General features: G+C 72.1%; 19 protein-coding genes. 6 read left to right on the forward strand and 13 right to left on the reverse strand.

Features of this window, described 5'->3' with window-relative positions:
* The coding region (locus ACZ45E_RS18500; protein WP_468221956.1) for a hypothetical protein at positions 1–186 on the forward strand (186 nt) is incomplete at its 5' end.
* A 226-nt stretch (positions 187–412) separates the two neighbouring features.
* Here ACZ45E_RS18500 and ACZ45E_RS18505 read toward each other — a convergent pair.
* Positions 413–1,420: a stage II sporulation protein M gene (locus tag ACZ45E_RS18505; RefSeq protein WP_468221957.1), complete on the reverse strand. Its 1,008-nt coding sequence runs from the start codon at positions 1,418–1,420 to the stop codon at positions 413–415.
* Between the two features lie 105 nt (positions 1,421–1,525).
* Here ACZ45E_RS18505 and ACZ45E_RS18510 point away from each other — a divergent pair, with 105 nt between their 5' ends.
* Complete coding sequence (locus ACZ45E_RS18510) at positions 1,526–2,449, forward strand: RDD family protein (protein WP_468221958.1); 924 nt, start codon at positions 1,526–1,528, stop codon at positions 2,447–2,449.
* A gap of 5 nt (positions 2,450–2,454) precedes the next feature.
* On the opposite strand, the gene ACZ45E_RS18515 is transcribed toward ACZ45E_RS18510, so the two are convergent.
* The 9 genes from ACZ45E_RS18515 to ACZ45E_RS18555 all read right to left on the reverse strand — a co-directional run bounded on the left by ACZ45E_RS18515 (position 2,455) and on the right by ACZ45E_RS18555 (position 13,437).
* Complete coding sequence (locus ACZ45E_RS18515; RefSeq protein WP_468221960.1) at positions 2,455–3,069, reverse strand: hypothetical protein; 615 nt, start codon at positions 3,067–3,069, stop codon at positions 2,455–2,457.
* A gap of 243 nt (positions 3,070–3,312) precedes the next feature.
* Positions 3,313–4,776 carry an adenosylhomocysteinase gene (ahcY, locus tag ACZ45E_RS18520; protein ID WP_468221961.1) on the reverse strand — a complete coding sequence of 488 codons (1,464 nt, stop codon included), beginning with the start codon at positions 4,774–4,776 and terminating at the stop codon, positions 3,313–3,315.
* A gap of 281 nt (positions 4,777–5,057) precedes the next feature.
* Positions 5,058–6,035, reverse strand: coding sequence for a cation diffusion facilitator family transporter (locus tag ACZ45E_RS18525; RefSeq protein ID WP_468221963.1), 978 nt, complete (start codon positions 6,033–6,035; stop codon positions 5,058–5,060).
* A 110-nt stretch (positions 6,036–6,145) separates the two neighbouring features.
* A complete protein-coding gene (manA, locus tag ACZ45E_RS18530; protein WP_468221964.1) occupies positions 6,146–7,297 on the reverse strand; it encodes a mannose-6-phosphate isomerase, class I in 1,152 nt (383 codons plus the stop codon).
* Between the two features lie 477 nt (positions 7,298–7,774).
* A complete protein-coding gene (locus tag ACZ45E_RS18535; protein WP_468221965.1) occupies positions 7,775–8,902 on the reverse strand; it encodes an SIS domain-containing protein in 1,128 nt (375 codons plus the stop codon).
* 29 nt (positions 8,903–8,931) lie between these two features.
* Positions 8,932–9,102, reverse strand: coding sequence for a Trm112 family protein (locus ACZ45E_RS18540; RefSeq protein WP_468221966.1), 171 nt, complete (start codon positions 9,100–9,102; stop codon positions 8,932–8,934).
* A gap of 623 nt (positions 9,103–9,725) precedes the next feature.
* Positions 9,726–11,093, reverse strand: a complete 1,368-nt coding sequence (locus ACZ45E_RS18545; RefSeq protein WP_468221968.1) for a phosphomannomutase/phosphoglucomutase — start codon at positions 11,091–11,093, stop codon at positions 9,726–9,728.
* A gap of 168 nt (positions 11,094–11,261) precedes the next feature.
* Entirely contained in the window at positions 11,262–12,878 is a 1,617-nt protein-coding gene (locus ACZ45E_RS18550) for an L-lactate permease (protein WP_468221969.1), read from the reverse strand.
* A gap of 181 nt (positions 12,879–13,059) precedes the next feature.
* Positions 13,060–13,437: a DUF3499 domain-containing protein gene (locus tag ACZ45E_RS18555; RefSeq protein ID WP_324770026.1), complete on the reverse strand. Its 378-nt coding sequence runs from the start codon at positions 13,435–13,437 to the stop codon at positions 13,060–13,062.
* A gap of 321 nt (positions 13,438–13,758) precedes the next feature.
* Here ACZ45E_RS18555 and ACZ45E_RS18560 point away from each other — a divergent pair, with 321 nt between their 5' ends.
* A complete protein-coding gene (locus ACZ45E_RS18560; protein ID WP_468222320.1) occupies positions 13,759–14,262 on the forward strand; it encodes a metallopeptidase family protein in 504 nt (167 codons plus the stop codon).
* 105 nt (positions 14,263–14,367) lie between these two features.
* Here ACZ45E_RS18560 and ACZ45E_RS18565 read toward each other — a convergent pair whose 3' ends face one another.
* The 3 genes from ACZ45E_RS18565 to ACZ45E_RS18575 form a co-directional block, all read right to left on the reverse strand.
* Positions 14,368–15,861: a DUF5719 family protein gene (locus ACZ45E_RS18565; RefSeq protein WP_468221971.1), complete on the reverse strand. Its 1,494-nt coding sequence runs from the start codon at positions 15,859–15,861 to the stop codon at positions 14,368–14,370.
* Entirely contained in the window at positions 15,858–19,616 is a 3,759-nt protein-coding gene (locus ACZ45E_RS18570) for a glycosyltransferase family 2 protein (protein ID WP_468221972.1), read from the reverse strand. The genes ACZ45E_RS18565 and ACZ45E_RS18570 overlap by 4 nt, the downstream gene beginning before the upstream one ends.
* A 164-nt stretch (positions 19,617–19,780) precedes the next feature.
* The gene (locus ACZ45E_RS18575; protein ID WP_127831770.1) at positions 19,781–20,044 is read right to left on the reverse strand and encodes a WhiB family transcriptional regulator; all 264 of its coding nucleotides are present in this window, start codon (positions 20,042–20,044) and stop codon (positions 19,781–19,783) included.
* 567 nt (positions 20,045–20,611) lie between these two features.
* Here ACZ45E_RS18575 and ACZ45E_RS18580 point away from each other — a divergent pair.
* From ACZ45E_RS18580 to ACZ45E_RS18590, 3 genes are read left to right on the forward strand one after another with little or no spacing between them, the layout of a single operon-like run.
* Positions 20,612–21,106, forward strand: a complete 495-nt coding sequence (locus tag ACZ45E_RS18580) for a cysteine dioxygenase (RefSeq protein ID WP_468221973.1) — start codon at positions 20,612–20,614, stop codon at positions 21,104–21,106.
* 43 nt (positions 21,107–21,149) lie between these two features.
* Positions 21,150–22,121, forward strand: coding sequence for a 2-phospho-L-lactate transferase (cofD, locus tag ACZ45E_RS18585; protein WP_468221975.1), 972 nt, complete (start codon positions 21,150–21,152; stop codon positions 22,119–22,121).
* Positions 22,118–23,428: a coenzyme F420-0:L-glutamate ligase gene (locus ACZ45E_RS18590; protein ID WP_468221976.1), complete on the forward strand. Its 1,311-nt coding sequence runs from the start codon at positions 22,118–22,120 to the stop codon at positions 23,426–23,428. Before cofD ends, ACZ45E_RS18590 begins: the two co-directional genes overlap by 4 nt.
* The last annotated feature ends 153 nt before the right edge of the window (positions 23,429–23,581 follow it).

The raw sequence follows: 23,581 nt of genomic DNA on the forward strand, positions 1-23,581 counted from the left end.
CTGGCGTTGACTTTTGGCACGCTGTTGAGTTCTCAAGGAACGGACGCTTCCTTTGTACTCACCCTCTCGGGCTTTCCTCCGGGCGCTTCCCTTCGTGTTTCCAACCTTACCAGATCCGTTTTCCGTTCCGTTTCCGGTTCGGATTTCATTTCCGGTGGCCGTTGGGGGCCTTTGCCTTTCGGCTGATCCGACTTTATCAGAAGTTTTGGGCCGGACTGACCGGCGCTTTTCTCTGATTAATCGGGAGGCTTCTCGAAGAATGTTATTTCGTGAAGCGCGCTAGATACTAGCGGTCGCGGCCGAACCTGTCGAGCTCGGGGCAACTGTTCGAATCTACCTCCCCGGTCGGGCCGTGTCAACGGTCTTTCCAGGGCGAAGAGGAGACTAGCAGCTCACAGGAGCCGCGCGCACATCAGGCCGCGGCCGGCAGGACCGCGCTGCGTTCTGCCGGTTCCAGGTCGCCGGTCTCGCCCGCACGGGCAGCGCGGCCTCCGAGGACATAGACGTAGGCGAGGAAGGCGAGTTCCGCGGCGATGCCGATACCGATGCGGGCCCAGGTCGGGAGGCCGGAAGGGGTGACGAAGCCTTCGATCGCGCCGGAGATGAAGAGGATCAGAGCCAGACCGATAGCCATGCCCAGGGCCGCGCGGCCCTCTTCCGCGAGTGCGGTCCGCCGTGTGCGGGGGCCGGGGTCGATGACCGTCCAGCCGAGTCGCAGCCCGGTACCGGCCGCCACGAAGACCGCGGTCAGTTCGAGCAGGCCGTGCGGGAGGATCAGGCCCAGGAAGGTGTCGAGGCGGCCGGCCGAGGTCATCAGGCCGATACCGATGCCCAGGTTGAGCACGTTCTGGAAGAGGATCCACAGGACCGGCAGGCCCAGGAAGATGCCCAGGACCAGGCACATGGCGGCTGCCTGAGCGTTGTTCGTCCAGACCTGGGCCGCGAAGGACGTCGCCGGATGACTTGAGTAGTACGTCTCGTATTGGCCGCCCGGGCGCGTCATGTCGCGGAGCTCGGACGGCGCGGCTATGGATGCCTGCACTTCGGGGTGCGTGCCTATCCACCAGCCGATCAGGGCGGCTATCGCGGTGCTGAGGAGCGCGGTCGGGACCCACCAGTGGCGTGCCTTGTAGACCGCCGCCGGGAAACCGTGGGTGAGGAAACGGGTGACGTCACGCCATGAAGCGCGGCGCGTGCCCGTCACCGCACTACGCGCGCGTGCCACGAGTTGGGTGAGGCGGCCGATGATCCTGGGGTCGGGCGCGCTCGACTGGATGAGGGAGAGATGGGTGGCCGTGCGCTGGTAGAGGGCCACCAGTTCGTCCGCTTCCGTGCCCGTCAGGCGGCGACGGCGGCGCAGCAGCGCGTCCAGGCGGTCCCACTCGGCTCGGTGGGCGGACACGAAGACGTCGAGGTCCATCCGGTCTGCTGCTCCTCGCTTTCGGGCACCTGTGCGGCGCAATGTGCCCTCAGCTTGGCAGACTGTCGGTTCCTGGGGCAGGTCAGTGAAGGGGAGGTGGCCGGCGTGAGTGAGCTGGTGACGGGCGAGGCCGTGGCACTGGAGCTGCGGCCCGCGAAGCTGCCGAGCCGGGCGCTGGCCGTGCTCATCGATCTTCTGGTCGCCTTCGGCGTCTACATCGTCGTGACGATCGCCGTGGTGGCCGCGACCGCTTCGCTGGACGATGCCGCTTCGGCCGCCGTCTCCGTGGCGTTGTTCCTGCTCGTGCTGGTCGGGATCCCGATAGCCGTGGAGACGCTGAGCCATGGCCGGTCGCTCGGGAAACTCGCGTGCGGGCTCCGGGTCGTGCGCGACGACGGAGGGCCGATCCGGTTCCGTCATGCCCTGGTGCGCGGCGCGGTAGGCGTCGTCGAGATCCTCGGGACCTTCGGTGTCGTGGCGTGCATCGCCTCGCTGGTGTCCGCCCGGGGCCGACGGGTCGGGGACGTCTTCGCGGGGACGCTCGTCGTACGGGAACGGGTGCCGGGCGGGCAGACGGCGGTCGTGCCGCCACCGCCGCCGTGGCTGATGGGGCGTTTCGCCCAGCTGGATCTGTCCGCTGTGCCGGAAAGGCTGTGGCTGGCCGTGCGGCAGTACCTGACGCGGATGGGACAGCTGGATCCGCAGATCGGATGGGGCATGGCCGAGCGGCTTGCCGCCGATCTCGCCGCGCACACCGGTGCGCCCGCGCCGCACGATGTGCCGCCTGCGGCGTTCCTGGCCGCGGTGGTGCACGAGCGGCAGTCGCGTGAGGCCCGGCGGGCCTTCGGCGCGGGGGCGATGCCGCCGGCGAGTGCTTTTCCGCCGCCCGCTTCTGCTCCGCCGCGGGAACCCCAGGGGGTCCAGGGGGCGTACGGCGGGCCGATCCCTCCCACGCCCGAGGGGCCGCCGGCCTCTGACTCCGCCAAGGATTCCGAGCCGCCGGCCACCGGGTTCGCTCCGCCCGCCTGACGTCGTCAGCTGAACGTCGAGGGCGGCGTCTCGAGGGCCTCGAGGTCGATGCCGGGGGCCGACAGAACCACGTCACCGCTGACGTGGACGATGTGCTGCTCCCCCGTGTCCAGGGCTGTGACCTGGTATTCGTCCACGACGAGCGGGCCGTTGTCAGTGGCGTGTGCTTCGCTCTTCAGCAAGGTCCAGGACTGGTCCAGGGTGCGGGGGGCCAGGACGGGATCCGTGAGGGCGACGAGACGGACACGGGTGGAGGGGGACGCGGGGGTGAGGTTCAGCAGTCGCGTGGTGGCGACGAGGAACGCGGGGGACGTGCCGGTGAAGGCGTGGGCGGGGGCGTTTCCTTCGGTGGCGTGGGTGCCGGTGGGGTCCGTGCGCACCCAGGTGACGCCATCGATAGCCGCTCCTCGCACCTGCCAGCTCGCCGCGTTCACTTCGAGGCGGATCGGGCGGCCCAGTTCGTCGAGGGCGAGGTCGATCGAGCCGGCGTGGTCGTTGGCGGGGGTCGTCCGTTGGGCCACGTAGCGCCAGCCCGAGGGGCCGGGTGCGCAGTGGAAGTGTTCTTCGCCGAGGGGGGTGTGATCGTGCGGATCGTGGAGCGAATATCGGCCTCGGGGCATGGCGTTCGTGGGGTCCTCTGGCTGGCTTGGTGACGGCCTCCGCCGGTCGTGGCCGGCGGTGGTGCGCGGTACGGGACAGGCCCCCGGCACGGGGGTGCGGGGGCCTGTCCTGTGTCGGTCGGCGAGTGCGACCGGCGCGGTGCTGAGCAGCCCGGCGGCTGCTCAGCACCGGAGCCGCGCAGCTCGGAGCCGCGCAGCTCGGAGCCGCGCAGCTCGGAGCCGCGCAGCTCGGTGCCGCGTAGCTCAGTAGCGGTAGTGGTCCGACTTGTACGGGCCCTCGACCTCGACACCGATGTACGACGCCTGCTCGGGGCGGAGCGTGGTCAGCTTCACGCCGAGCGCGTCCAGGTGCAGCCGCGCGACCTTCTCGTCCAGGTGCTTAGGCAGCACATAGACGTCGGTCGGGTACTCCGACTGCTTCGTGAACAGCTCGATCTGGGCCAGCGTCTGGTCCGCGAACGAGTTGGACATCACGAACGACGGGTGGCCCGTCGCGTTGCCCAGGTTCAGCAGACGACCCTCCGACAGCACGATCAGGACCTTGCCGTCGGGGAACGTCCACGTGTGGACCTGCGGCTTCACCTCGTCCTTGACGATGCCGGGGATCTGGGCCAGGCCGGCCATGTCGATCTCGTTGTCGAAGTGGCCGATGTTCCCGACGATCGCCTGGTGCTTCATCCTGGCCATGTCCGAGGCCATGATGATGTCCTTGTTGCCGGTCGTCGTGACGAAGATGTCGACCTTGTCCACGACCTCGTCCAACGTCGTGACCTGGAAACCGTCCATCGCCGCCTGGAGCGCGCAGATCGGGTCGACCTCGGTGACGATCACGCGGGCGCCCTGGCCCCGCAGCGACTCCGCACAGCCCTTGCCCACATCACCGTAACCACAGACCAGCGCGGTCTTCCCACCGATGAGAACGTCCGTCGCACGGTTGATGCCATCGATCAGGGAGTGACGGCAGCCGTACTTGTTGTCGAACTTCGACTTCGTCACCGCGTCGTTCACATTGATCGCGGGGAAGAGGAGCGAACCCTCACGCTGCATCTCGTACAGCCGGTGCACACCCGTCGTGGTCTCCTCCGTCACACCGCGGATCTCGGAGGCGAGCTGGGTCCACTTCTGCGAACCGTTCGAGATCGTGCGGTCCAGGAGCTGGAGGACGACGCGGTGCTCGTCGGAGTCGGCGGTGTCGACCGAGGGGACCTTGCCGTCCTTCTCGTACTCGACTCCCAGGTGGACGAGCATGGTGGCGTCGCCGCCGTCGTCCAGGATCATGTTCGGGCCGCCGGTGGGGGTGTTCGGCCAGGTCAGCGCCTGCTCCGTGCACCACCAGTACTCCTCCAGCGTCTCGCCCTTCCAGGCGAAGACCGGGACGCCCTGGGGGTTGTCCGGCGTGCCGTTCGGGCCGACCGCGATGGCGGCGGCGGCGTGGTCCTGCGTGGAGAAGATGTTGCAGGACGCCCAGCGGACCTCGGCGCCCAGGGCGACGAGGGTCTCGATGAGGACGGCCGTCTGGACCGTCATGTGGAGGGAGCCGGTGACGCGGGCGCCGGCGAGCGGCTGCGTGGCGGCGTACTCCTTGCGGATCGACATCAGGCCGGGCATCTCGTGCTCGGCGAGAGTGATCTCCTTGCGGCCGAACTCGGCGAGGGAGAGATCGGCGACCTTGAAGTCCTGGTCCTGTCGGTTGGCGACAGAAGTCATAAGTGAGCTGCTCCTCGGTGCGTTTGCAGATGGTCGAGGTGGGCGTGGTGCGCATGCCCGCTTCGGGTACGCGCATGGCTGATCTGCGGTGTCCTGGGACACAGGTGTCCCCTGGCGCTCGCAGCGCAGTCCGTCGGAGGCCCTCTCTCCCTCGGACGGCCCGTCGCGCGGGCCGCCCGACCGCCATCAGCAGCGACGTCTGGCTCGTTACGAATCTACACCGATCGGGTCAGCCGGCCCCACCCCGTCTCCGTCGGAGTCCGGGTGCGTACGAGAAACGATCAGTGTTCCGGTGCCGGCGCCGGGCCGCCCGGGGCGGCTTCCCGGTCGGGGCCCTTGGCGGCCTCGGCCGCGCTGTAGATGTCGGGTTCGAGGTAGATGACGCGGGCGATCGGGACGGCGGCGCGGATGCGGGCCTCCGCCTCGTTGATGGCGCGGGCGACCTCGGCCGCGGTGTCGTCGTGCTGGACGGCGATCTTCGCGGCGACGAGGAGCTCCTCGGGGCCGAGGTGGAGCGTGCGCATGTGGATCAGGCCGGTGACCGTGGAGCCGTCGACGACGGCCTCCTCGATCTTGCGTACCTCGTCCATGCCGGCGGCCTCACCGAGCAGCAGGGACTTGGTCTCCAGCGCGAGGACGATCGCGATGGCGATGAGCAGGAGGCCGATGCAGAGGGTGCCGATGCCGTCCCAGACGGCGTCGCCGGTGGCGAGGGTGAGGCCGACGCCGAGGAGCGCGAGGACCAGACCGATCAGGGCGCCGAAGTCCTCCAGGAGGACGACCGGCAGCTCGGGGGCCTTGGCGCGCTTGATGAACTGGCCCCAGGAGAGGTTGCCGCGCAGCTGGTTCGACTCCTTGATCGCCGTACGGAAGGAGAAGCCCTCGGCGATGATCGCGAAGATGAGGACACCGACCGGCCAGTACCAGTGTTCGAGGTCGTGCGGGTGGGAGATCTTCTCGTAGCCCTCGTAGACGGCGAACATGCCGCCGACGGAGAAGAGGACGATCGATACGAGGAAGGCGTAGATGTAGCGCTCGCGGCCGTAGCCGAAGGGGTGTTGCGGGGTCGCCTCGCGCTGGGCCTTCTTGCCGCCGACCAGGAGCAGGAACTGGTTGCCCGAGTCGGCCAGCGAGTGCACCGCCTCGGCGAGCATCGACGAGGAGCCGCTGAAGAGGAACGCCACGAACTTCGATACCGCGATGGCGAGGTTGGCGGCGAGGGCCGCCACGATCGCCTTTGCTCCGCCTGAAGCACTCATGTTGTTCCTGGTGTCCCTTCGTACGTCCCGTGCTGCTACGAGAAATGCTGCCGCTTTGCCCGTCCTTTGCGGTGGGTCATTGTTGCAGCACGGGACGGGAGGGGCGGGAGTCAGGCCACGACGGTCGCCCGGAAAAGCGTGCCGGTACCGGACACTTCCACCTTTTCTCCCGCGGGGACGAAGGCGGACTGCCCCGGTGCGAGGGCGAGTTCGCCCGCGTGGACCGAGCCGGCGGTGCAGAGCAGGATCTGCGGGGTGGCGGCCGTCAGGTCGTCGGCGGGGGCGCCGTCGGGGCGGACGTAGCGGGAGAGCCGGAACTCGTCGATGGGCGTGTCGTAGACCTCTTCGCCGCCGGGTGACGCCTCGGGGCGCAGGACGCCGGGGTCGGTGGCCTCGAAGCGGACGATGCGCAGCAGTTCGGGGACGTCGACGTGCTTGGGGGTGAGGCCGCAGCGCAGGACGTTGTCGGAGTTGGCCATGATCTCGACGCCGAGGCCGTTCAGGTAGGCGTGCGGGACGCCGGCGCCGAGGAAGAGGGCCTCGCCGGGCTGCAACCGGACGTGGTTCAGGAACATCGCGGCGATGACGCCCGGGTCGCCGGGGTAGTGGTGGGCGATGCCCGCGTACGGCTCGTAGGCGCCGCCGATGCGCTGGGCGGCGGCCGTCGCGTCGGTGACCGTCCGCTCCATCTCGGCGCGGTCCGCGCTCAGTACGGCGGTGAGGACCTCACGGAGGGCCGCCTCCTCGGGGTGGGCGCGCAGCAGGTCGACGTAGGGCTTGAGGCTGTCCACGCCGAGGCGTTCGAGCAGCCGGGCCGCTTCCTCGGGCGCGCGGAATCCGCACAGGCCGTCGAACTCGGTGAGCGCGCAGATCAGCTCGGGCTTGTGGTTGGCGTCCTTGTAGTTGCGGTCGGCTGCCGAGACCGGTACGCCCATGGCCTCTTCCCGCGCGTAACCGTCCTTCGCCTGCTGGAGGTCGGGGTGCACCTGGAGGGAGAGGGGTGCGCCCGCGGCGAGCAGCTTGAGGAGGAACGGCAGACGCGGGCCGAACTTCTCGGCTGCCGCCGCACCGAGTTGTCCCGTCGGGTCCGCGGCGATGAGCTTGTCGAGCGGGCCGCGGTCGGTGTGCGAGGGGGCGCCCGGGTGGGCGCCCATCCACATCTCGGCCTGGGGTTCACCGGTCGGCTCGGCACCGAGGAGGTTCGGGATGGCGGTGGTGGAGCCCCAGGCGTAGGGGCGGACGGTGTTGGTGAGGCGGTCCATCAGGCGGTCTTCTCCGTACGTGGGCGGGGGCGGGCGTGTGGTGTGCGGGGCGTGTGGTGCCGGTGGGGTGGAGGCGCCGGGTGTCGTCGGGCGGGTGTCGTCGGGCGGGCGTGCGGTACGGGGCGGGGGCCGCGCCCGAGTGTGCCGCCGTGACCGGGCGTGCCGGGCGCCGCCGGGCGGTCGGCCCGTACCGGGGTGGCCTCCGTCGGGGGCCGGGGGCTCGGGGCGGCCGGACGGGGTGGTGGCCAGCCGAGTGGGCTGGCGGCCGACCAGGGGGCTGGTGGCGGCCGGGCTTCGTCGGCCAGCTCCGTGCTGGGTTGGCCGGTCCGCGTGCGGGGCGGGGGCCGGGCTTCGTCCGGTGGGCCGAGAGAGCTCGGCGGGTGCCGGGTGGGGCGTCGGCCGGGTCGGGGCAGGTTTGGTCTTCGCCGTGTTCTGCCCCGGGCGCGGCGGCGGGTTCGTCCGGTGGGCCGGGCTCGGTCAGGTGCCGGAGGCCAGGCCCAGGTAGACGGCGGCGAAGTCCGTGACGGCGATCAGCTCCGCGAGGGTCTCCAGATCCGTGCCCTCCTCCGGTTCCAGCTCGCTGATCGCGGCGTCGTGCGACAACGCGAGTTCGCGGGCCGCGAAGGCCGCGGACAGTCCGTCGACGGGCCGGTCGCGGAGCAGGACGACGCGGGCGCGCAACCCCTGGCCCTCGTCGACCCGGTCGCGGAAGAAGTCGTCCGGGGCCGCACCCGCCGCGAGGTCGCTGGTGAGCAGGGCGCCGTGCGCCGGCATCGCCTCGGGCAGGTCGGCGGCGAGCGCGGGCCGGCCCGCCAGCTCGGCCAGGGCGGCGGCGAAGCGCCGGCCCACCGCGCCCGCGGCCGCACCCTCGGTCCAGATCAGCGGCAGCGCCTCGGCAAGCTCGGAGGCGAGGGTCTTGGCCGGGTTGCTGTACGTCGTGATGGCCGGGCCGCACCGCTCGGCCGTGCGGTCGAGGCGGTCGGCGACCTTCTCCAGGGTGTCTGCCGGTGCGGACAGCAGCCCGGTGCGGTCCAGGAGCGCGAGGAGAGGAGTCAGCAGGGCCCAGAGCACGCCGGGCGCGGAGGCCGCGGCCGATTCGTCCTGGTCGTACGGGGCCGTCGCCATCGGCACGAACAGACCGTGCGCACCGGCCACCGACTCCGTCAGCGGGGCTCCCTGCGGGCATACGGCGACGACGGTGACGCCGCGCCTGTACGCCTGTTCGACCAGGAGCGACAGGCTGGGCTCGGTACCGCCCGGGGAGGCGATCAGGAGCAGGTCGACCGGGCCCGCCCAGCCGGGCAGGTCCCAGCGCAGAGCCCCCGCGGCCGGGGCTACGCCGACGGGGCGCAGCCGGATCACCGGGCAAGCCGCGCCCGCCAGCCGGCCCACCAGGTCGGCGACCCCCGCGGCCGCGGTGCCGGGGCCCGCGATCAGGACGGCCCGCGGGCGGCCGTCCGGCTTGAGCTCGGTGATGCCGGCCTCGGCCGCGTGCCGGGCCGCCGTACGGACGCGGGCGCCCGCCTCGGCGGCGCCGCGCAGCAGGCCACGGCGGTCGGCTCTCGCCAGCGCCTCCGTGTCGTCCAGGAGCGTTTCGTCGAACATCGCGTCGGGTCTCCTGCTCGCGGGAACGGTTACGCGGGGCGGCGGGCCTCGTCGACCAGGAGGACGGGGATGCCGTCGCGGACCGGGTAGGCCAGGCCGCACTCCGTGCTGGTGCAGAGCAGCTCGGCGTCGGCCTCCTTGAGGGGGGCGTGGCAGGCCGGGCAGGCGAGGATCTCCAGGAGGCCGGCTTCGAGCGGCATGGGGTTTCCCTTCGGGGTACGGGTGCGGGCGCCTGACGTGTGTCGAGCGGCCTGGTCAGCCTACCGCCGGGGCGCTGCGCTGGGCTTGCGTGGATTGGGGTGGGTGGGGCTCGGGGGGCGCGGGCTCCGGGATGGGCTTGGCCCGGGGTTTGTCCTTCGGGCGGGCGCCCGTGCCGTGCCAGGTGCCTGGTGCGCGGTGCGCGGTGCGCGGTGCCTGTGCCTGTGTTTCGGGGCTGGTTACGAGTGCCCCTGCTGGGTGCCAGGTTGGTCGCCTTAAGGGCTCGTCCTCAAACGCCGGACGGGCTGGGGGGCTGGGGCCACGGGACGTCCTCCCCCCCCCAGCCCACCGGAGGGGCTGGGGCCAGGGGACGTCCGCCCTCCAGCCCTCCGGACGGGCCGGGAGGGGCTGGGGCCAGGGGACGTCCGCCCCTCCAGCTCGCCAGATGGGCTGGGAGGGGATGGGGACGTCCGCCCCTCCAGCTCGCCGGACGGGCTGGGGGGGGGCGGGAGGGGCTGGGGCCAGCGGACGTCCGCCCCTCCACCCCCAGCACTCTCGTCGCAGCCCGACGCGGCCCCGCGAACCCTCGGCCTCCCGGCCCGACTCCACGGACCCGGCGCGCGCTCTACCCCCTGATGATGCTCAGCGCCTCGTCCCGGATCTTTTCCATGGTGGGCGCGTCCCGTGCCTCCGCGTTCAGGCGGAGCAGGGGTTCGGTGTTGGAGGGGCGGACGTTGAACCACCAGTCGGTCGAGGTGACGGTGAGGCCGTCCAGTTCGTCCAGGGTGGTGTCGGCGCGGTCGCCGTACGCGGCCTTGATCGCGGCGAGGCGGTCGGCCTGGTCGGCGACGGTGGAGTTGATCTCGCCGGAGCCCGCGTAGCGGTCGTAGGAGGAGACCAGCGCGGACAGCGGGCCGTCCTGGCCGCCCAGCGCCGCCAGGACGTGGAGGGCGGCGAGCATGCCGGTGTCGGCGTTCCAGAAGTCACGGAAGTAGTAGTGCGCGGAGTGCTCGCCGCCGAAGATCGCGCCGCTGGTGGCCATCTCCTGCTTGATGAAGGAGTGGCCCACGCGGGTGCGTACGGGCGTGCCGCCGTTCTCCCGCACGACCTCGGGCACCGACCAGGAGGTGATCAGGTTGTGGATGATCGTGCCCGAGCCGCCGTTCCTGGCCAGCTCGCGGGAGGCGACCAGCGCGGTGATGGCGGACGGGGAGACCGGCTCCCCTCTCTCGTCGACGACGAAGCAGCGGTCCGCGTCGCCGTCGAAGGCCAGTCCCAGGTCGGCGCCCTCGGTGCGGACGCGGGCCTGGAGGTCCACGATGTTGGCCGGGTCCAGCGGGTTCGCCTCGTGGTTCGGGAACGTGCCGTCCAGCTCGAAGTACATCGGTACGAGGTCGAGGGGCAGGCCCTCGAAGACCGTCGGCACGGTGTGCCCGCCCATGCCGTTGCCCGCGTCGACCACGACCTTCAGGGGGCGGATGGAGGTGAGGTCGACGAGGCCGCGCAAGTGCGCCGCGTAATCCGTCAACGTGTCACGCCGTGTGAGGGTTCCAGGGGTCGCGGCCGGCTCGGGGGCGCCGGACTCGCTCCACTCCTCGGCCAGTTGCCGGATCTCACTCAGCCCCGTGTCCTGGCCGACCGGGGCCGCGCCGGCCCGGCACATCTTGATGCCGTTGTACCGCGCGGGGTTGTGCGAGGCGGTGAACATCGCGCCGGGCAGGCCGAGGGCGCCCGACGCGTAGTACAGCTGGTCGGTGGAGCACAGGCCGATCTCCGTGACGTCGGCGCCGAGGGCCGCGGCCCCGCGCGCGAAGGCCCGCGTGAGTCCGGGCGATGAGGGCCGCATGTCGTGCCCGACCACGATCGCCGTCGCGTCGGTGACACGTACGAAGGCGGCGCCGAACAGCGCGGCGAGCTCCTCGTCCCACTGGTCCGGGACCACCCCTCGCACGTCGTACGCCTTCACGATCTGCGACAGATCAGCAGCAGCCACGGTCGGCCCAGCCCTCCTGGAGTCCTGCACGGACCCCACAAACTACCTGGCCGGACCGACAACGGGCCGTGAACCCCGCATTCCTCACAAAGAAGACGGCTCCACGCGTCCTCACAGGTCAGCGCTGGTGAGCACCCGGCGGGGCCGCGGGCGGGACCCGTAGGACGATCACGGCAGCATCCAGGACAGCACCACGGTGCTCTGCGCGAACACGATCAGACACATCACCAGCAGGAGCCCGAGGCTCCATGGGAGCACCTTGCGCAACAAGTCGCCCTCGCGGCCCGCGAGTCCGACGGCCGCGCACGCGATCGTCAGGTTCTGCGGCGAGATCATCTTGCCGAGGACGCCGCCCGAACTGTTCGCCGCCGCAAGGAGTTCCGGCGACAGGCCGGACTGCTGGGCGGCCGTCACCTGGAGGGCGCCGAAGAGCGCGTTCGCCGAGGTGTCGGAGCCGGAGACCGCGACACCGAACCAGCCGAGGACCGGCGACAGGAAGGCGAGTCCCGCGCCCGCCGCGGCCACGAAGTGCCCGATGGTGGCGGCCTGCCCCGACAGGTTCATGACGTAGGCGAGTGCGAGCACGCTGGTGACGGTGAGGATCGCGAACCGCAGCTCGTAGAGGGTCTCCAGCCATTCACGTACCGCCACGCGCGCGTGCACGCCGATGACGACCGCCGTGCACACTCCGGCGAGCAGGACGAGGGTGCCTCCGGTGGAGACGAGGGGCAGGGTGAAGACGTTGCCGCTCACGGGTTCGCCGCTCGGGTCGGCAACGTTCAGGAAGGGCCAGTCGAAGACCTGGTTCGCCTTGGTCAGCCACTCCTTGACGGCGGGGATCTGGGCCACGGAGAAGATGACGACGATGAGCGCGTACGGGGCGTAGGCGCGCAGTACTTCGGGGCGCGGGTCCGCCTCGTCCAGGTCTTCGCTGCGTACGCCGGTGAGGACGGCGGCGCGTACGGGTTCGGCGGCCGGTCTGCGCGCGCTCGGGACGGCGACCAGGGCGCCGGCTCCGGCCAGGGCGGCGCCGATGTCGGCGAGTTGCGCGGAGACATAGTTGGAGGCCGCGAACTGGACGACGGCGAACGCGGCTCCGCACGCCAGGGCGGGCCCCCAGGTCTCGCGCAGCCCGCGCCCTCCGTCCACCAGGCCCACGAGCACCAGCGGCACGACGAGCGCGAGCAGCGGCGTCTGGCGGCCCACCACGGAGGCGACCGAGTCCAGGGGGAGCCCGGTGACCTGGGCGAGCGTCACGACGGGGGTGCCCATGGCGCCGAAGGCGACGGGCGCCGTGTTGGCGACGAGGGAGACGACGGCGGCCTTGACCGGGTCGAAGCCGAGCGCGACGAGCATGACCGAGCAGATGGCGACCGGCGCGCCGAATCCGGCGAGGGCCTCCAGGAGCGCGCCGAAGCAGAACGCGATGACGAGGGCCTGGATGCGCGGGTCGTCGGAGAGGCGCCCGAAGGAGCGGCGCAGGATGTCGAAGTGCTGGGTGCGGACGGTCATCCGGTACACCCACAGGGCGTTGACGACGATCCACATGATGGGGAAGAGGCCGAACAGCGCTCCTTGTGCGGCGCTGGAGGCGGTCTGGCCGAGCGGCATGTCGTACACGAGCCACGCGACGAGGGCGGCCGCGCCGAGACCGATCAGGCCCGCGCGGTGGGCTTTCATGCGGACGGCGCCGAGCAGGACGAGGACGGTGACGAGTGGCACCGTGGCGACGAGGGCGGACAGGCCGAGTGAGCCGTTCACGGGCTCCAGTTGCTGGACGAACACGAGCGCCTCCCGGAATCCCCGGGGTCGGGGTGGCGAAATCGTCGTGTCCTCGACAATGGCGGGTCAACGCGTACGACGGCGAAGATCCCGTGAAGGCCGGTCGGCCGACGGCGAACCGGTCAGCTGCCGGGCGAGCGTCCACCGGCCAGTTGTCGGATGAGTATCAGCTATCGGACGAGCGTCAGTTGTCGGGTGAGCGCAGGACGCGGAGGTGGCCGCGGCGTGCGACCTCCATCGGGTCCGCGTGGCGTCCGCCCGAGCCGCCGGCACCGGCCGCGCGCTCCTGGGGGCGGGCCGCTTCGCGCACGGCGTTGGCCAGGGCCTCCAGGTCGTCGCCGCTGGGGCGGGAGGGGGCGCTGCCGTCGGTGAGCCGGACGACCTCCCAGCCACGCGGCGCGGTGAGGCGCTCGGAGTGCTCGGCGCACAGGTCGTAGCAGTGGGGTTCGGCGTAGGTGGCGAGCGGGCCGAGGACCGCGGTCGAGTCGGCGTAGACGTACGTCAGCGTCGCGACGGCGGGACGGCCGCAAGCGGTGCGCGAACAGCGACGTACAGGGCTCACGATGTTGGACGGTACCGCACTCCTGAGCGGGCCGCGACGACTCTCCCCGAGGTCACCCCACCGTGTCGTGACGTGAGACGGCGCACACCGGCTTCCGCGGAGGCGTTCGTGACCTGCGGCGACCCGGGGTCGTGCGCCCCGGCGACCAGTTGAAAGCGGTCACCACTCGGGGTAAATACCTTCAATTGTCACGAGATCAACGGTCTGGGAGGGATGCGAAATCAGGCCCCGGATTGGCTTGATCGGTCAGGAAGCGACATGCCGTGCCCCGTACGGAGTCGCCCGGCCCCCACCGCCCCGGAGGACTACGCTGCGTCGGTGATGGAAAGGCCCGCCAACGCTGAGAACCCGGTACCCCCCGACGGCCCGGTACCGCCGCGCTCCCCCGCCGAGCCGCGCCCGCCGCGCCGCCGCGACCGGCACGGCCGCGGCATGCGCGGGCCCGTGGCGCCACCGCAGGTACCGCTGTCGGCGAGCCGCGCCGAGGTCTTCGCCGACCTTGTGCAGGACTCGGTGGAGCGGCTGGAGCGGCGCTGGCCGCAGCTCGCCGAGGTCGACTTCCTCATCCTGGAGGTGCCACGGCTGACGGCCGAGGACGAGGCGTGGGGCGCCGACACGGTGCCGCTGGGAGGCATGATCCCCGAGCGGGACGGGACACCCGCGCGCGTGGTCGTCTACCGGCGTCCCGTCGAACTCCGTACCAAGGGACGCGACGAACGGGCCGCGCTGGTGCACGACGTGGTCGTCGAGCAGGTCGCCGAGGTCCTCGGTATCACTCCGGAGACCGTCGATCCCCGGTACGGGGACGGCGACGGGGACGAGTGAACCCCGAGGCGTGACTACCTCTGGCGACCGCCTCTAGTGGCCGCCTCCAACGACTACCTCTGGCGGCTGCCTCCAGTGGCCGCCTCCGATGACCGCCTCCGGTGACTACTTCTGCAGGACGGAGAGGTCTTCGTCGGACTCCGGCACCGAGACCGTGCCCCGGTCGTCCGGCAGCGTCTGGACCGTGAACGCCGGGACGTCGTCCTGCTTCTCCTCCAGCGTCCGCGAACCGTAGACCTTGCCGCCCGACACGGGCTCCACGGTGAGCGCGTACGTGCCCTTCAGGCCGTCGGGGACGGGCGCCGGGACCGAGAGGGTCGTACCGCTCTTGACCGTGTACTCCTTGGAGGTCGCGGTCCCGCCCTCGTCCCCGGCCGACGCGGTGACCTTCACCGTGCCGGTGGCGCCGGGCGCGGTCAGGGCGAGCGTGGAGCCCTTGGCGCGGTTGTCGGCGACCGTGGAGCGCCCGCCGATGTCGCGGGTGGCCGGGATGAACGCGCTCTCCTGGTCGGCGCCCTTGCCGCGGGTGACGCGGAGCGCGGCCACGATCGGCACCGAGGTGTCGGTGGGCGTCAGGAGCAGGGAGCCCGCGTCGCCGCGCGTCACCGCACCCAGGTCGACGGCGGCCGTCATGCCGGACTTCACGTGCAGAGTGTCGTGGCCCGCGGGCGCGATCGTGCCGCTGGAGGTGGCGAGCCGGACCTTCAGGTCGGCGTCGTCCTGGCCCGGCGCGAAGGCGACCAGGCGCACGCTGGTGGCGTCCTTGGGGATGCCGGGCAGGACGAGGGAGGCGGCCGGGTCGGCGGCGGCGGGCAGCCAGTCGCCGCCCGACTTGTCGTCGGCGGCCGACACCGCGGCGGCGACCCGGCCGCTGCGCGCGGTGACGTGCAGCGTCAGGTTCGTGTACGGCTTGCCGGTCAGCGTCGACAGCAGGACCGGCACGCTCGCGTGCGGCCCGATCTGGATGCCCTCGCCGACGTCGGACTTGATGGCGCCCTCCGGGCCGTACAGCTGCACGTCCACGACCGCGGCCTCGTCGTCCGGGTTCGTGAGGTGGATGTAGTCGCTGCGGTCCTTGGCGGTGCTCGCGCCGGGGAAGTAGAAGTCGGTGTCGGGCGTCGAGCAGTTCAGGCCGAGCAGGCCGCGGCCGGTGCCGGCCGTGACCGTGGTGGTCTGCTGGACGGTCCAGCCGGGGGCCAGGGCGCCGTCGGCGGTGCCGATGAGGGCGGGCGCGTCGGCGCCGGACGCCTCGCCCGTGGCCGGCGTACCGGGCTCCCTCGGCGTGACGACCGGCGCGGGCTTCTTGGCCTTGCCCTTGCCGCCGCCGGTGTCGCCCGAGTTGGTCTCCACCGGCATCAGCCGCGCCTTGCCCGCCGCGTCACCGGCGCCCTTCGAGGGCGGCGTGTACGACGTGTACGCGGTCTCCGCGAGGTCGGACTGGCCGGGCGTCGGGCACAGCAGGCTGGAGCGCTCCACGGGCAGCTGGGCGGCCGCCTTGGCGGGGGTGTCGTCCGTGCCGCCGGACGTCGTGGCGGCGAACCCGGTGACGGCCGCCAGGGCCGTCACCGCGGCGATCAGGGACAAGGTCGTGCGGTTCACTGCTGGCTCCCGTCGGGGCGCTCACTGTCGGTGCCGTTGCCACGGCCGTTGCCCTGGCCGTCGCCGTGTCCTTGGCCGTCGTGTCCTTGGCCGTTGTCGTGTCCTTGGCCGTGCTGCTCGTACGTGGGGTCGTACGGCGCCTGCGTCTCGTACGTGCCCCCATAGGCGTACGGGTCGTACTGGCCCGCCTGATAGGGGTCGGCCTGGTACGGGCCCGCCTGCTGGTCGTATCCGTAGGCGCCGCCCTGGTACTGCTGCTGCTCGCCCGCGTACGTGCCGTATTCGGCGCCCGTGTACTCGGGCTGCTCCCACTCTCCGTACGTCTGCTGCTGCGGGATGTCCGCCGTCGGGGCCGGCTCCGCCGGGGGCGGTGGCAGGGCGTCGTCGAAGCCCTGCTCCGCGGGCTGCTCGGTGGCCTGCTCGGCCTCGGCCTGGGCGCGTAGCCTGCGGGCCCTGCGGCCCTCGCCGGTGACGGCCTGGGCGGGCACGGCGGGCTCCTCGGGGAGGTCGTCGTCGACGTCCTTGCGCCGCCCCGGCAGGGCGAGCACGACGAGTACGAGGGCGAGGGCGCCCTGGACCCACAGCCAGGCGGTGTGGGTAACCGGCGCGTCGTAGGTGACGTCCAAGGTGCCGCCCGACGCGGGCAGTTCGAAGCCCTGCGCCCAGCCGTCGACCGTGGTCCTCGTCAGGGGCGCGCCGTCGAGCGTGGCGGTCCAGCCCTCGGCGGCCTGGTCGGCGAGGCGCAGTACGCGCCCCGCACCGCCTGCGGGCAGCTTCGTGTGCAGATCGACGGGGCCCGCGGCGACCGGCTTGGCCTCCTCGGAGGTCGAACCGGCGGCGGCCGAGGGCAGGACGACGGCCCGCGCCACCTGCCGGTCGACGCGCCACAGGGCGGTGCCGTCCTGCTGGCTGAGCCGGGTCAGGCCGGGCGTCGCGTCCAGGACACGGCCCATCTGGCGCGGCGCCCCGTCACGGATGAGGACGTAGCGCACGGCGAAGCCGCCGAGCTGGTCGGCCTGGTCGGCGCCGGAGCCCGCGACCAGGTTGGCGACGACCTTGTCGAGGTTCTTGTTGTCCCCGGCGGCCGCGGTCAGCTCGCCGTCGCCGAGGCGGGCGCCCGCGCCGCGGACGAGCGAGTAGGACACCTGGCCCGTGGAGCCGGCGAGGACCAGGGTGCGGGCCTGGTCGCGGGTGCCCGCCTCTTCGGCGACGAACGCGGGCACCTGGACCGGGTCGCGGCGCTCCAGGGGTCCGGACGCGCCGGCGATCATCCAGCCCGCGGCGAGCAGCAGGGGGCCTGCGGCGGCGGCGAACGCGACGAGCGCGGCCACCGGCTGGCGCCAGCCGAAGCTCTGCTCGGCCACGCGCGAGCGCGCGCCGTCGGCGCCGAGCGCGGCGGCGGCCAGGAGTGCGATGCCGTAGACGAGGGTGGCGGGGCCGGCCCACGCCGAGCTGTTCGACAGGACCGCGAAGACGAGCGCGACGAGGGCCGCGGTCCAGGCGGTGAGGATCGCGAGGCGGCGCTCCTGGCGCAGCAGCGCGGCGAGCGCGGCCAGCACGATGCCGACGAGCAGCAGGCTGCCCGTGGTGCCGGGGCCGCCCGGTGAGGCGCCGAGCAGGCTCTGCGCGGTCCCGGAGCCCTCTCCGTACGGCAGTCCGGCTTCCTTGAAGAAGCCGAACGGCAGCAGCGTCAGGGACCACGGCGCGAGCACCAGCAGCGGTGTGCCGAGGGCGGCGAGGAAACGCAGCCCGTACGCGGTGATCTCGCCGCGGCGCACCACGAGGAGCGCGACACCGAGGACGAGGGCGATCGGCCAGACGATCGGCGTGAAGGCCGTCGTGATCGTCAGCAGCAGCGCGTACGCCCAGGTGGCCCGCCAACTGCCGCGCGCGCCCCGTTCGTTCGTGAGGCCCGAGGCGGACAGGCCCGCGCGCGCGATGAGCGGCAGCAGGATCACGAGCACCGCGGTGCCGACGCGACCGCCCGCGAGGGAGCCGGTGGCGGCGGGTAGGAAGGCGTAGGCGACGGCCGCCCACGCGCGCAGCAGCCGGGATTCGACGAGCCGCCGGGAGGCGAAGTACGCGGCGAACCCGGCGAGCGGCACCGAGCCGACGAGCAGCACGGTGATCGCGAGGCCGGTGGAGCCGAGCAGGAGGGAGGAGAGGGCGGCGAGCAGCGCGAGGTACGGGGGCGCCGCCTGGGTGCCGCCCGTGCTGGTGGCGTGCCAGGCGTCGAGGTAGCGGGCCCACAGGTCGGAGGCGTCGCCCGGCGCGGGCAGCAGCGCACCGCCCGCGAGGGCCCCGCTCCCGAGCAGCCCTCTGCAGGCGATGAGGGAGACGAAGAGCAGCGCGACGAAGAGCACCGGGCCCGGCTTGCGGGCGATGCGCTTGAGGCGGGCGAACTGCTCGATCTGGATGAAGTCGGCGTCGTCGCCGCCGGGGCCGGATTCGAGGCCGCCGCCACCGTGCCGGCCGGCGTTGGAGGTCTCCGGGTCGGCGCCGTCGAAGAGGTTCCCGGCGACCTGCTCGACGGTGAGCCGCACGGTCGCGCCGGGCGGCGGGAACAACGGCCGTAGTTCCTTGGCGTCGACCAGGCCCGTGCCGCGCTGTTTGCGGCCGGCGAGGATCCGCCCGGGCCGCAGCAGCGTCGCCATCAGCCCGGCGATCTCGTCGAAGGCCTGTCCGGGCACCTTGCCGACCAGGTACGCGACCGTGCGCAGCAGGGTGCCGAGCACGAGGCGGACCAGGACCCAGGGAAGCGTCGCACCGCGCGCGTTGACGAGCAGCGTGTAGACGGCGCCCGCCTTGTCGACCTTGTGCGGCGACGAAGCCGTGCGTCCCACGCAGTCGACGGTGCGGCGCTCGCGCGAGGATGCCTCCGCGTGCCGCACGACGGCCTCGGGGGCGACGAGGACGCGGTGTCCGGCGGCCTGGGCGCGCCAGCACAGGTCGACGTCGTCGCGCATCAGCGGCAGCCTGCGGTCGAACCCGCCGAGCTGCTCGAAGACGTCGCGCCGGATCAGCATGCCGGCGGTGGAGACGGACAGGACGGGCCGCACGTGGTCGTGCTGGCCCTGGTCCTGCTCGCGGCGGTCGAGGCCGGTCCAGCGCCGCCCGGAGTTGGCGATGGAGACGCCGACCTCGAGCAACTGCCTGCGGTCGTACCAGCCGCGCAGCTTGGGGCCGACGATCGCGACCTCCGCGCCGGCCTCGCGCTCCGCCTCGACGACGCGCAACAGCTGGGCGAGTGCGTCGGGTTCGGGCGCGCAGTCGTCGTGCAGCAGCCACAGCCACTGCACGGGTTGGCCGTGCGGCAGGTCCGGCAGGTCGTACGCGTCGTCGCGCCAGGTGCGGCTGACGGGGTCCCAGCCGCTGGGCCGCTTCAGGTAGGGCAGCTCTTCCGGGGTGAGCACCCCGGCGCCGCGCACGGCTTCCTCGACGGCCTGGCCGAAGCCGGTGCGGCGGGCCAGGTGCAGGACGCGCTCGTCGCCGAGGGCGCCGCCGACCAGGGCCGCGGAGTCGTCGGCGCTGCCGGTGTCGGCCGCCACCGCGTTCTGCACGGGGCGCTCCTGGCCGAGGAGGCCCGACAGGACGTCGGGCAGCCAGCGGGCGCCGTCGTGCGAGACGAGGACGGCGGTGACGACATGCCTGGGGAACTCGGGGGCGCCGCTCGGGTCGAGCCCTGCGTCGTGCCCCGGGTCGAACGTGGCGGCGGCAGCACCGAATTGGTCTGCCGAGTGGCTGTGCACGGACATCGAGGTACGGGCCCCGGTTCGTTGGACTGCGGTGGACGTCTGTGCCCACTGGGGGCACGGAGGCGTCTCGGACGGGGCCCCACACTAACGGCTGACAACAAACGCGGCCCGCCGCCTGTGGACAACCACCGGCGACGGGCCGCACGTACGGCACATATGGGGGACTAGACAGCGGCCTTCTTCAGTCGACGGCGCTCGCGCTCGGACAAGCCGCCCCAGATGCCGAACCGCTCGTCGTTGGCGAGTGCGTACTCCAGGCACTCGGAGCGGACCTCGCACGCCAGGCAGACCTTCTTGGCCTCCCTCGTGGAGCCGCCCTTCTCGGGGAAGAAGGACTCGGGGTCGGTCTGGGCGCACAGCGCGCGCTCCTGCCAGCCGAGTTCCTCTTCCGCGTCCTCGACCAGCAGATCCTGAAACGACTCGGTCATAGTGCGCCCCTCGTCCGTCCGTGCGTCCCCGTGATGTTGCCGTTACCGATTTCGGCTGAACGACACGAGTGAAATTACAAGTGTGCCGATCCGGGGCAGTCAAGCCGAGATCTGCTATTGGGCCCCTTATTCACTCTGCGGAACCAAGGCTATGCGGAAAGTGTTCAAATCGGCAAAAACCGTGACACTTGCCAGCGGCCACTACTGGAGAGGACGACGCTGAGTTCGATCTCGTTCCGCGCTGAGTTGAAACGCCACATGTCCGGTGAGGCGGCTGAACAAACCTTTCGCCTGCCTGCGATACCGGATGAGGTGAAACATATCTCGCAATCCGGACGGTGAGTTGACAGCGGAGGCATGAACCGGTGTGCTGGTGTGCATGCTCGCGAACTTGGCACTGATGACGACCCGCGTCGCCGGGTCCGTCTCCGTTGCCCGCGCGCACTGTTGCTGTTCCAGCTGTTGAGTCGTTGAGCCACCGAGCTCCGACCGCGCTTTCTCCTCCCTTGTACGGCTCCGCGCCCCTTCGGGCACCCCCGCACTCCCCTCCGAGGAATCCCCACACCCATGAACATCGACAGCGACCTCCAGATCGCCGGCGACATCCTCGAAGTACCGCACCTGCTGGCACCCGCTCGTGAACACCCCGAGACGGTGGCCGAGTTCGTCGGGCTGGCGCGCTCCGTCGCCGCCGACCGCTCGCAGTGGGCCCACCTTGTCGAGTACGACGCCACGACGCGCTGGTACCACCGGCTGCGCACCGGGCCCGGTTACGAGGTGTGGCTGCTGTCCTGGGTGCCGGGGCAGGGCAGCGGGCTGCACGACCACGGACCGTCCTCCGGCGTACTGACCCTCCTGGAGGGCGAACTGACGGAGCGTACGGAGAACCGCGCCCGGACCCTCTCGGCGGGCGCGCAGCGCGTGTTCGCCGCCGGGTACGTCCACGAGGTCGTCAACGACTCCCTCGAACCCGCCGTCAGCCTGCACGTCTACTACCCCGGCCTGACCGAGATGCCGTTCCACTCCCCCGCCTGCGCCACGGCGGAGCGCGCGGCCGTCTGACACCGGCTGCCGCGTTGTCGTACCTGCCTGCGATGCTGGGGCCATGCGCATTGTGGTTCTGGCAGGCGGCATCGGTGGTGCCCGGTTCCTTCGCGGTCTGAAGCAGGCGGCACCGGACGACGCGGTCATCACGGTCATCGGCAACACCGGGGACGACATCCACCTCTTCGGCCTGAAGGTCTGTCCGGACCTCGACACGGTGATGTACACGCTCGGCGGCGGCATCAACGAGGAGCAGGGCTGGGGACGTACGGACGAGTCCTTCCACGTGAAGGAGGAGCTCGCGGCGTACGGGGTGGGGCCCGAATGGTTCGGGCTCGGCGACCGCGACTTCGCGACCCACATCGTCCGCACGCAGATGCTCGCGGCCGGGTACCCGCTCAGCGCGGTCACCGCGGCGCTGTGCGAGCGGTGGCAGCCCGGGGTGCGGCTCATTCCCATGTCGGACGATCGCGTGGAGACCCACGTCGCCGTCGACATCGACGGGGAGCGCAGGGCCGTGCACTTCCAGGAGTACTGGGTGAAGCTGCGGGCCTCCGTGGACGCGCAGGCCGTGGTGCCGGTCGGCGCCGAGCAGGCGAAGCCCGCGCCCGGAGTGCTGGAGGCCATCGCCGAGGCCGACGTCATCCTGTTCCCGCCGTCGAACCCCGTGGTGAGCGTCGGGACGATCCTGGCCGTGCCCGGCATCCGGGAGGCCATCGCGGAGGCGGGCGTGCCCGTCGTCGGGCTCTCCCCCATCGTGGGCGACGCACCGGTGCGCGGCATGGCCGACAAGGTGCTGGCCGCGGTGGGCGTGGAGTCCAGCGCCGCCGCCGTCGCCGAGCACTACGGGTCGGGGCTGCTCGACGGCTGGCTGGTGGACACCGTGGACGCCGGGGTCGTGGAGCGCGTCGAGGCGGCCGGGATCAAGTGCCGGGCCGTGCCGTTGATGATGACGGACCCCGAGGAGGGCACCGCCGCGGCCGCGATGGCGCGCGAGGCGCTGCGGCTCGCCGAGGAGGTGCGGATCGCGTGAGCGCTGCCACCACTGCGCCCTCCTTCCGGGCCTGGGCCGTGGCCGGGATCCCCGAGGTCAGACCGGGTGATGACCTGGCCAAGCTGATCGTCGCCGCCGAACCGGCGCTCGCCGACGGGGACGTCCTCCTGGTCACCTCGAAGATCGTCAGCAAGGCCGAGGGGCGGATCGTCCGCGCCGACGACCGGGAGGCCGCGATCGACGCCGAGACCGTACGGGTCGTGGCGCGGCGCGGACCGCTGCGGATCGTGGAGAACAAGCTGGGCCTGGTGATGGCCGCGGCCGGTGTCGACGCGTCCAACACCGCGGCCGGGACCGTGCTCCTGCTGCCCGAGGACCCCGACGCCGCCGCGGCCGCGATCCGCGACGGCGTGCGGGACGCCCTGGGGGTCGAGGTCGGCGTCGTCGTCACCGACACCTTCGGCCGCCCCTGGCGGAACGGGCTGACCGATGTCGCCATCGGCGCCGCGGGCGTGCGCGTCCTCGACGATCTGCGGGGCGGCGTCGACGCGTACGGCAATCCGTTGAGCGCGACCGTGGTCGCGACCGCCGACGAGCTGGCCGCCGCCGGGGACCTCGTGAAGGGGAAGGCCGGCGGGCTGCCGGTCGCCGTGGTGCGCGGCCTGAGCGGCGTGGTGGCGGAAAAGGGCGGCTCCGCGCGCGAGCTGGTGCGGGTGGCACGTGACGACATGTTCCGGCTCGGCACCTCCGAGGCCGTACGGGAAGCCGTGACGCAGCGGCGTACCGTGCGGGCCTTCACCGACGAGCCGGTCGACCCGGGGGCCGTGCGGCGGGCCGTCGCCGCCGCCGTCACCGCGCCCGCGCCGCACCACACGACGCCGTGGCGGTTCGTGCTGCTGGAGTCCGAGGAGTCGCGGACGCGGCTGCTCGACGCGATGCGGGACGCGTGGATCGCGGACCTGCGGCGCGACGGGAAGAGCGAGGAGTCGATCGCCAAGCGGGTCCGGCGCGGGGACGTGCTGCGTCACGCGCCCTACCTCGTGGTGCCCTGCCTGGTCATGGACGGATCGCACTCCTACGGGGACGCGCGGCGGGACGCCGCCGAGCGGGAGATGTTCGTCGTGGCCGCCGGGGCCGGCGTGCAGAACTTCCTGGTCGCGCTGGCCGGGGAGCGGCTCGGCTCGGCGTGGGTGTCGTCGACCATGTTCTGCCGGGAGGTCGTACGGGACGTACTGGACCTGCCGGCCGAGTGGGACCCCATGGGGGCCGTCGCGGTGGGGCATGCCGCCGCGGCTCCCGCGGAGCGGGCTGCCCGGGTCGTCTCGGAGTTCGTCGCGGTTCGGTAGGCGGGACGGGGAGGTGGGCGGCTGGGTCTGGGTGGGGCGGGGCCGTCGGTGCGGGTCAGGTCGCGGGTCGTCGCGGGTTCGGTTGCGGTTCGGCCGACGGGGGGCGGGTCGGGGCGGGTGGGTTCGATCGTGGGTTCGGCCGTCGGTTCGGCC

It is taken from the genome of Streptomyces sp. NPDC030991 (genome assembly GCF_055571235.1).

Bases quoted from the DNA above. Each gene is read 5' to 3' on its own strand.
- ACZ45E_RS18505 (WP_468221957.1), bottom strand. From the start codon at position 1,420: ATGGACCTCGACGTCTTCGTGTCCGCCCACCGAGCCGAGTGGGACCGC.
- ACZ45E_RS18515 (WP_468221960.1), bottom strand. From the start codon at position 3,069: ATGCCCCGAGGCCGATATTCGCTCCACGATCCGCACGATCACACCCCC.
- ahcY (WP_468221961.1), bottom strand. From the start codon at position 4,776: ATGACTTCTGTCGCCAACCGACAGGACCAGGACTTCAAGGTCGCCGAT.
- ACZ45E_RS18525 (WP_468221963.1), bottom strand. From the start codon at position 6,035: ATGAGTGCTTCAGGCGGAGCAAAGGCGATCGTGGCGGCCCTCGCCGCC.
- manA (WP_468221964.1), bottom strand. From the start codon at position 7,297: ATGGACCGCCTCACCAACACCGTCCGCCCCTACGCCTGGGGCTCCACC.
- ACZ45E_RS18535 (WP_468221965.1), bottom strand. From the start codon at position 8,902: ATGTTCGACGAAACGCTCCTGGACGACACGGAGGCGCTGGCGAGAGCC.
- ACZ45E_RS18540 (WP_468221966.1), bottom strand. From the start codon at position 9,102: ATGCCGCTCGAAGCCGGCCTCCTGGAGATCCTCGCCTGCCCGGCCTGC.
- ACZ45E_RS18560 (WP_468222320.1), top strand. From the start codon at position 13,759: ATGGAAAGGCCCGCCAACGCTGAGAACCCGGTACCCCCCGACGGCCCG.
- ACZ45E_RS18570 (WP_468221972.1), bottom strand. From the start codon at position 19,616: ATGTCCGTGCACAGCCACTCGGCAGACCAATTCGGTGCTGCCGCCGCC.
- ACZ45E_RS18575 (WP_127831770.1), bottom strand. From the start codon at position 20,044: ATGACCGAGTCGTTTCAGGATCTGCTGGTCGAGGACGCGGAAGAGGAA.
- ACZ45E_RS18580 (WP_468221973.1), top strand. From the start codon at position 20,612: ATGAACATCGACAGCGACCTCCAGATCGCCGGCGACATCCTCGAAGTA.
- cofD (WP_468221975.1), top strand. From the start codon at position 21,150: ATGCGCATTGTGGTTCTGGCAGGCGGCATCGGTGGTGCCCGGTTCCTT.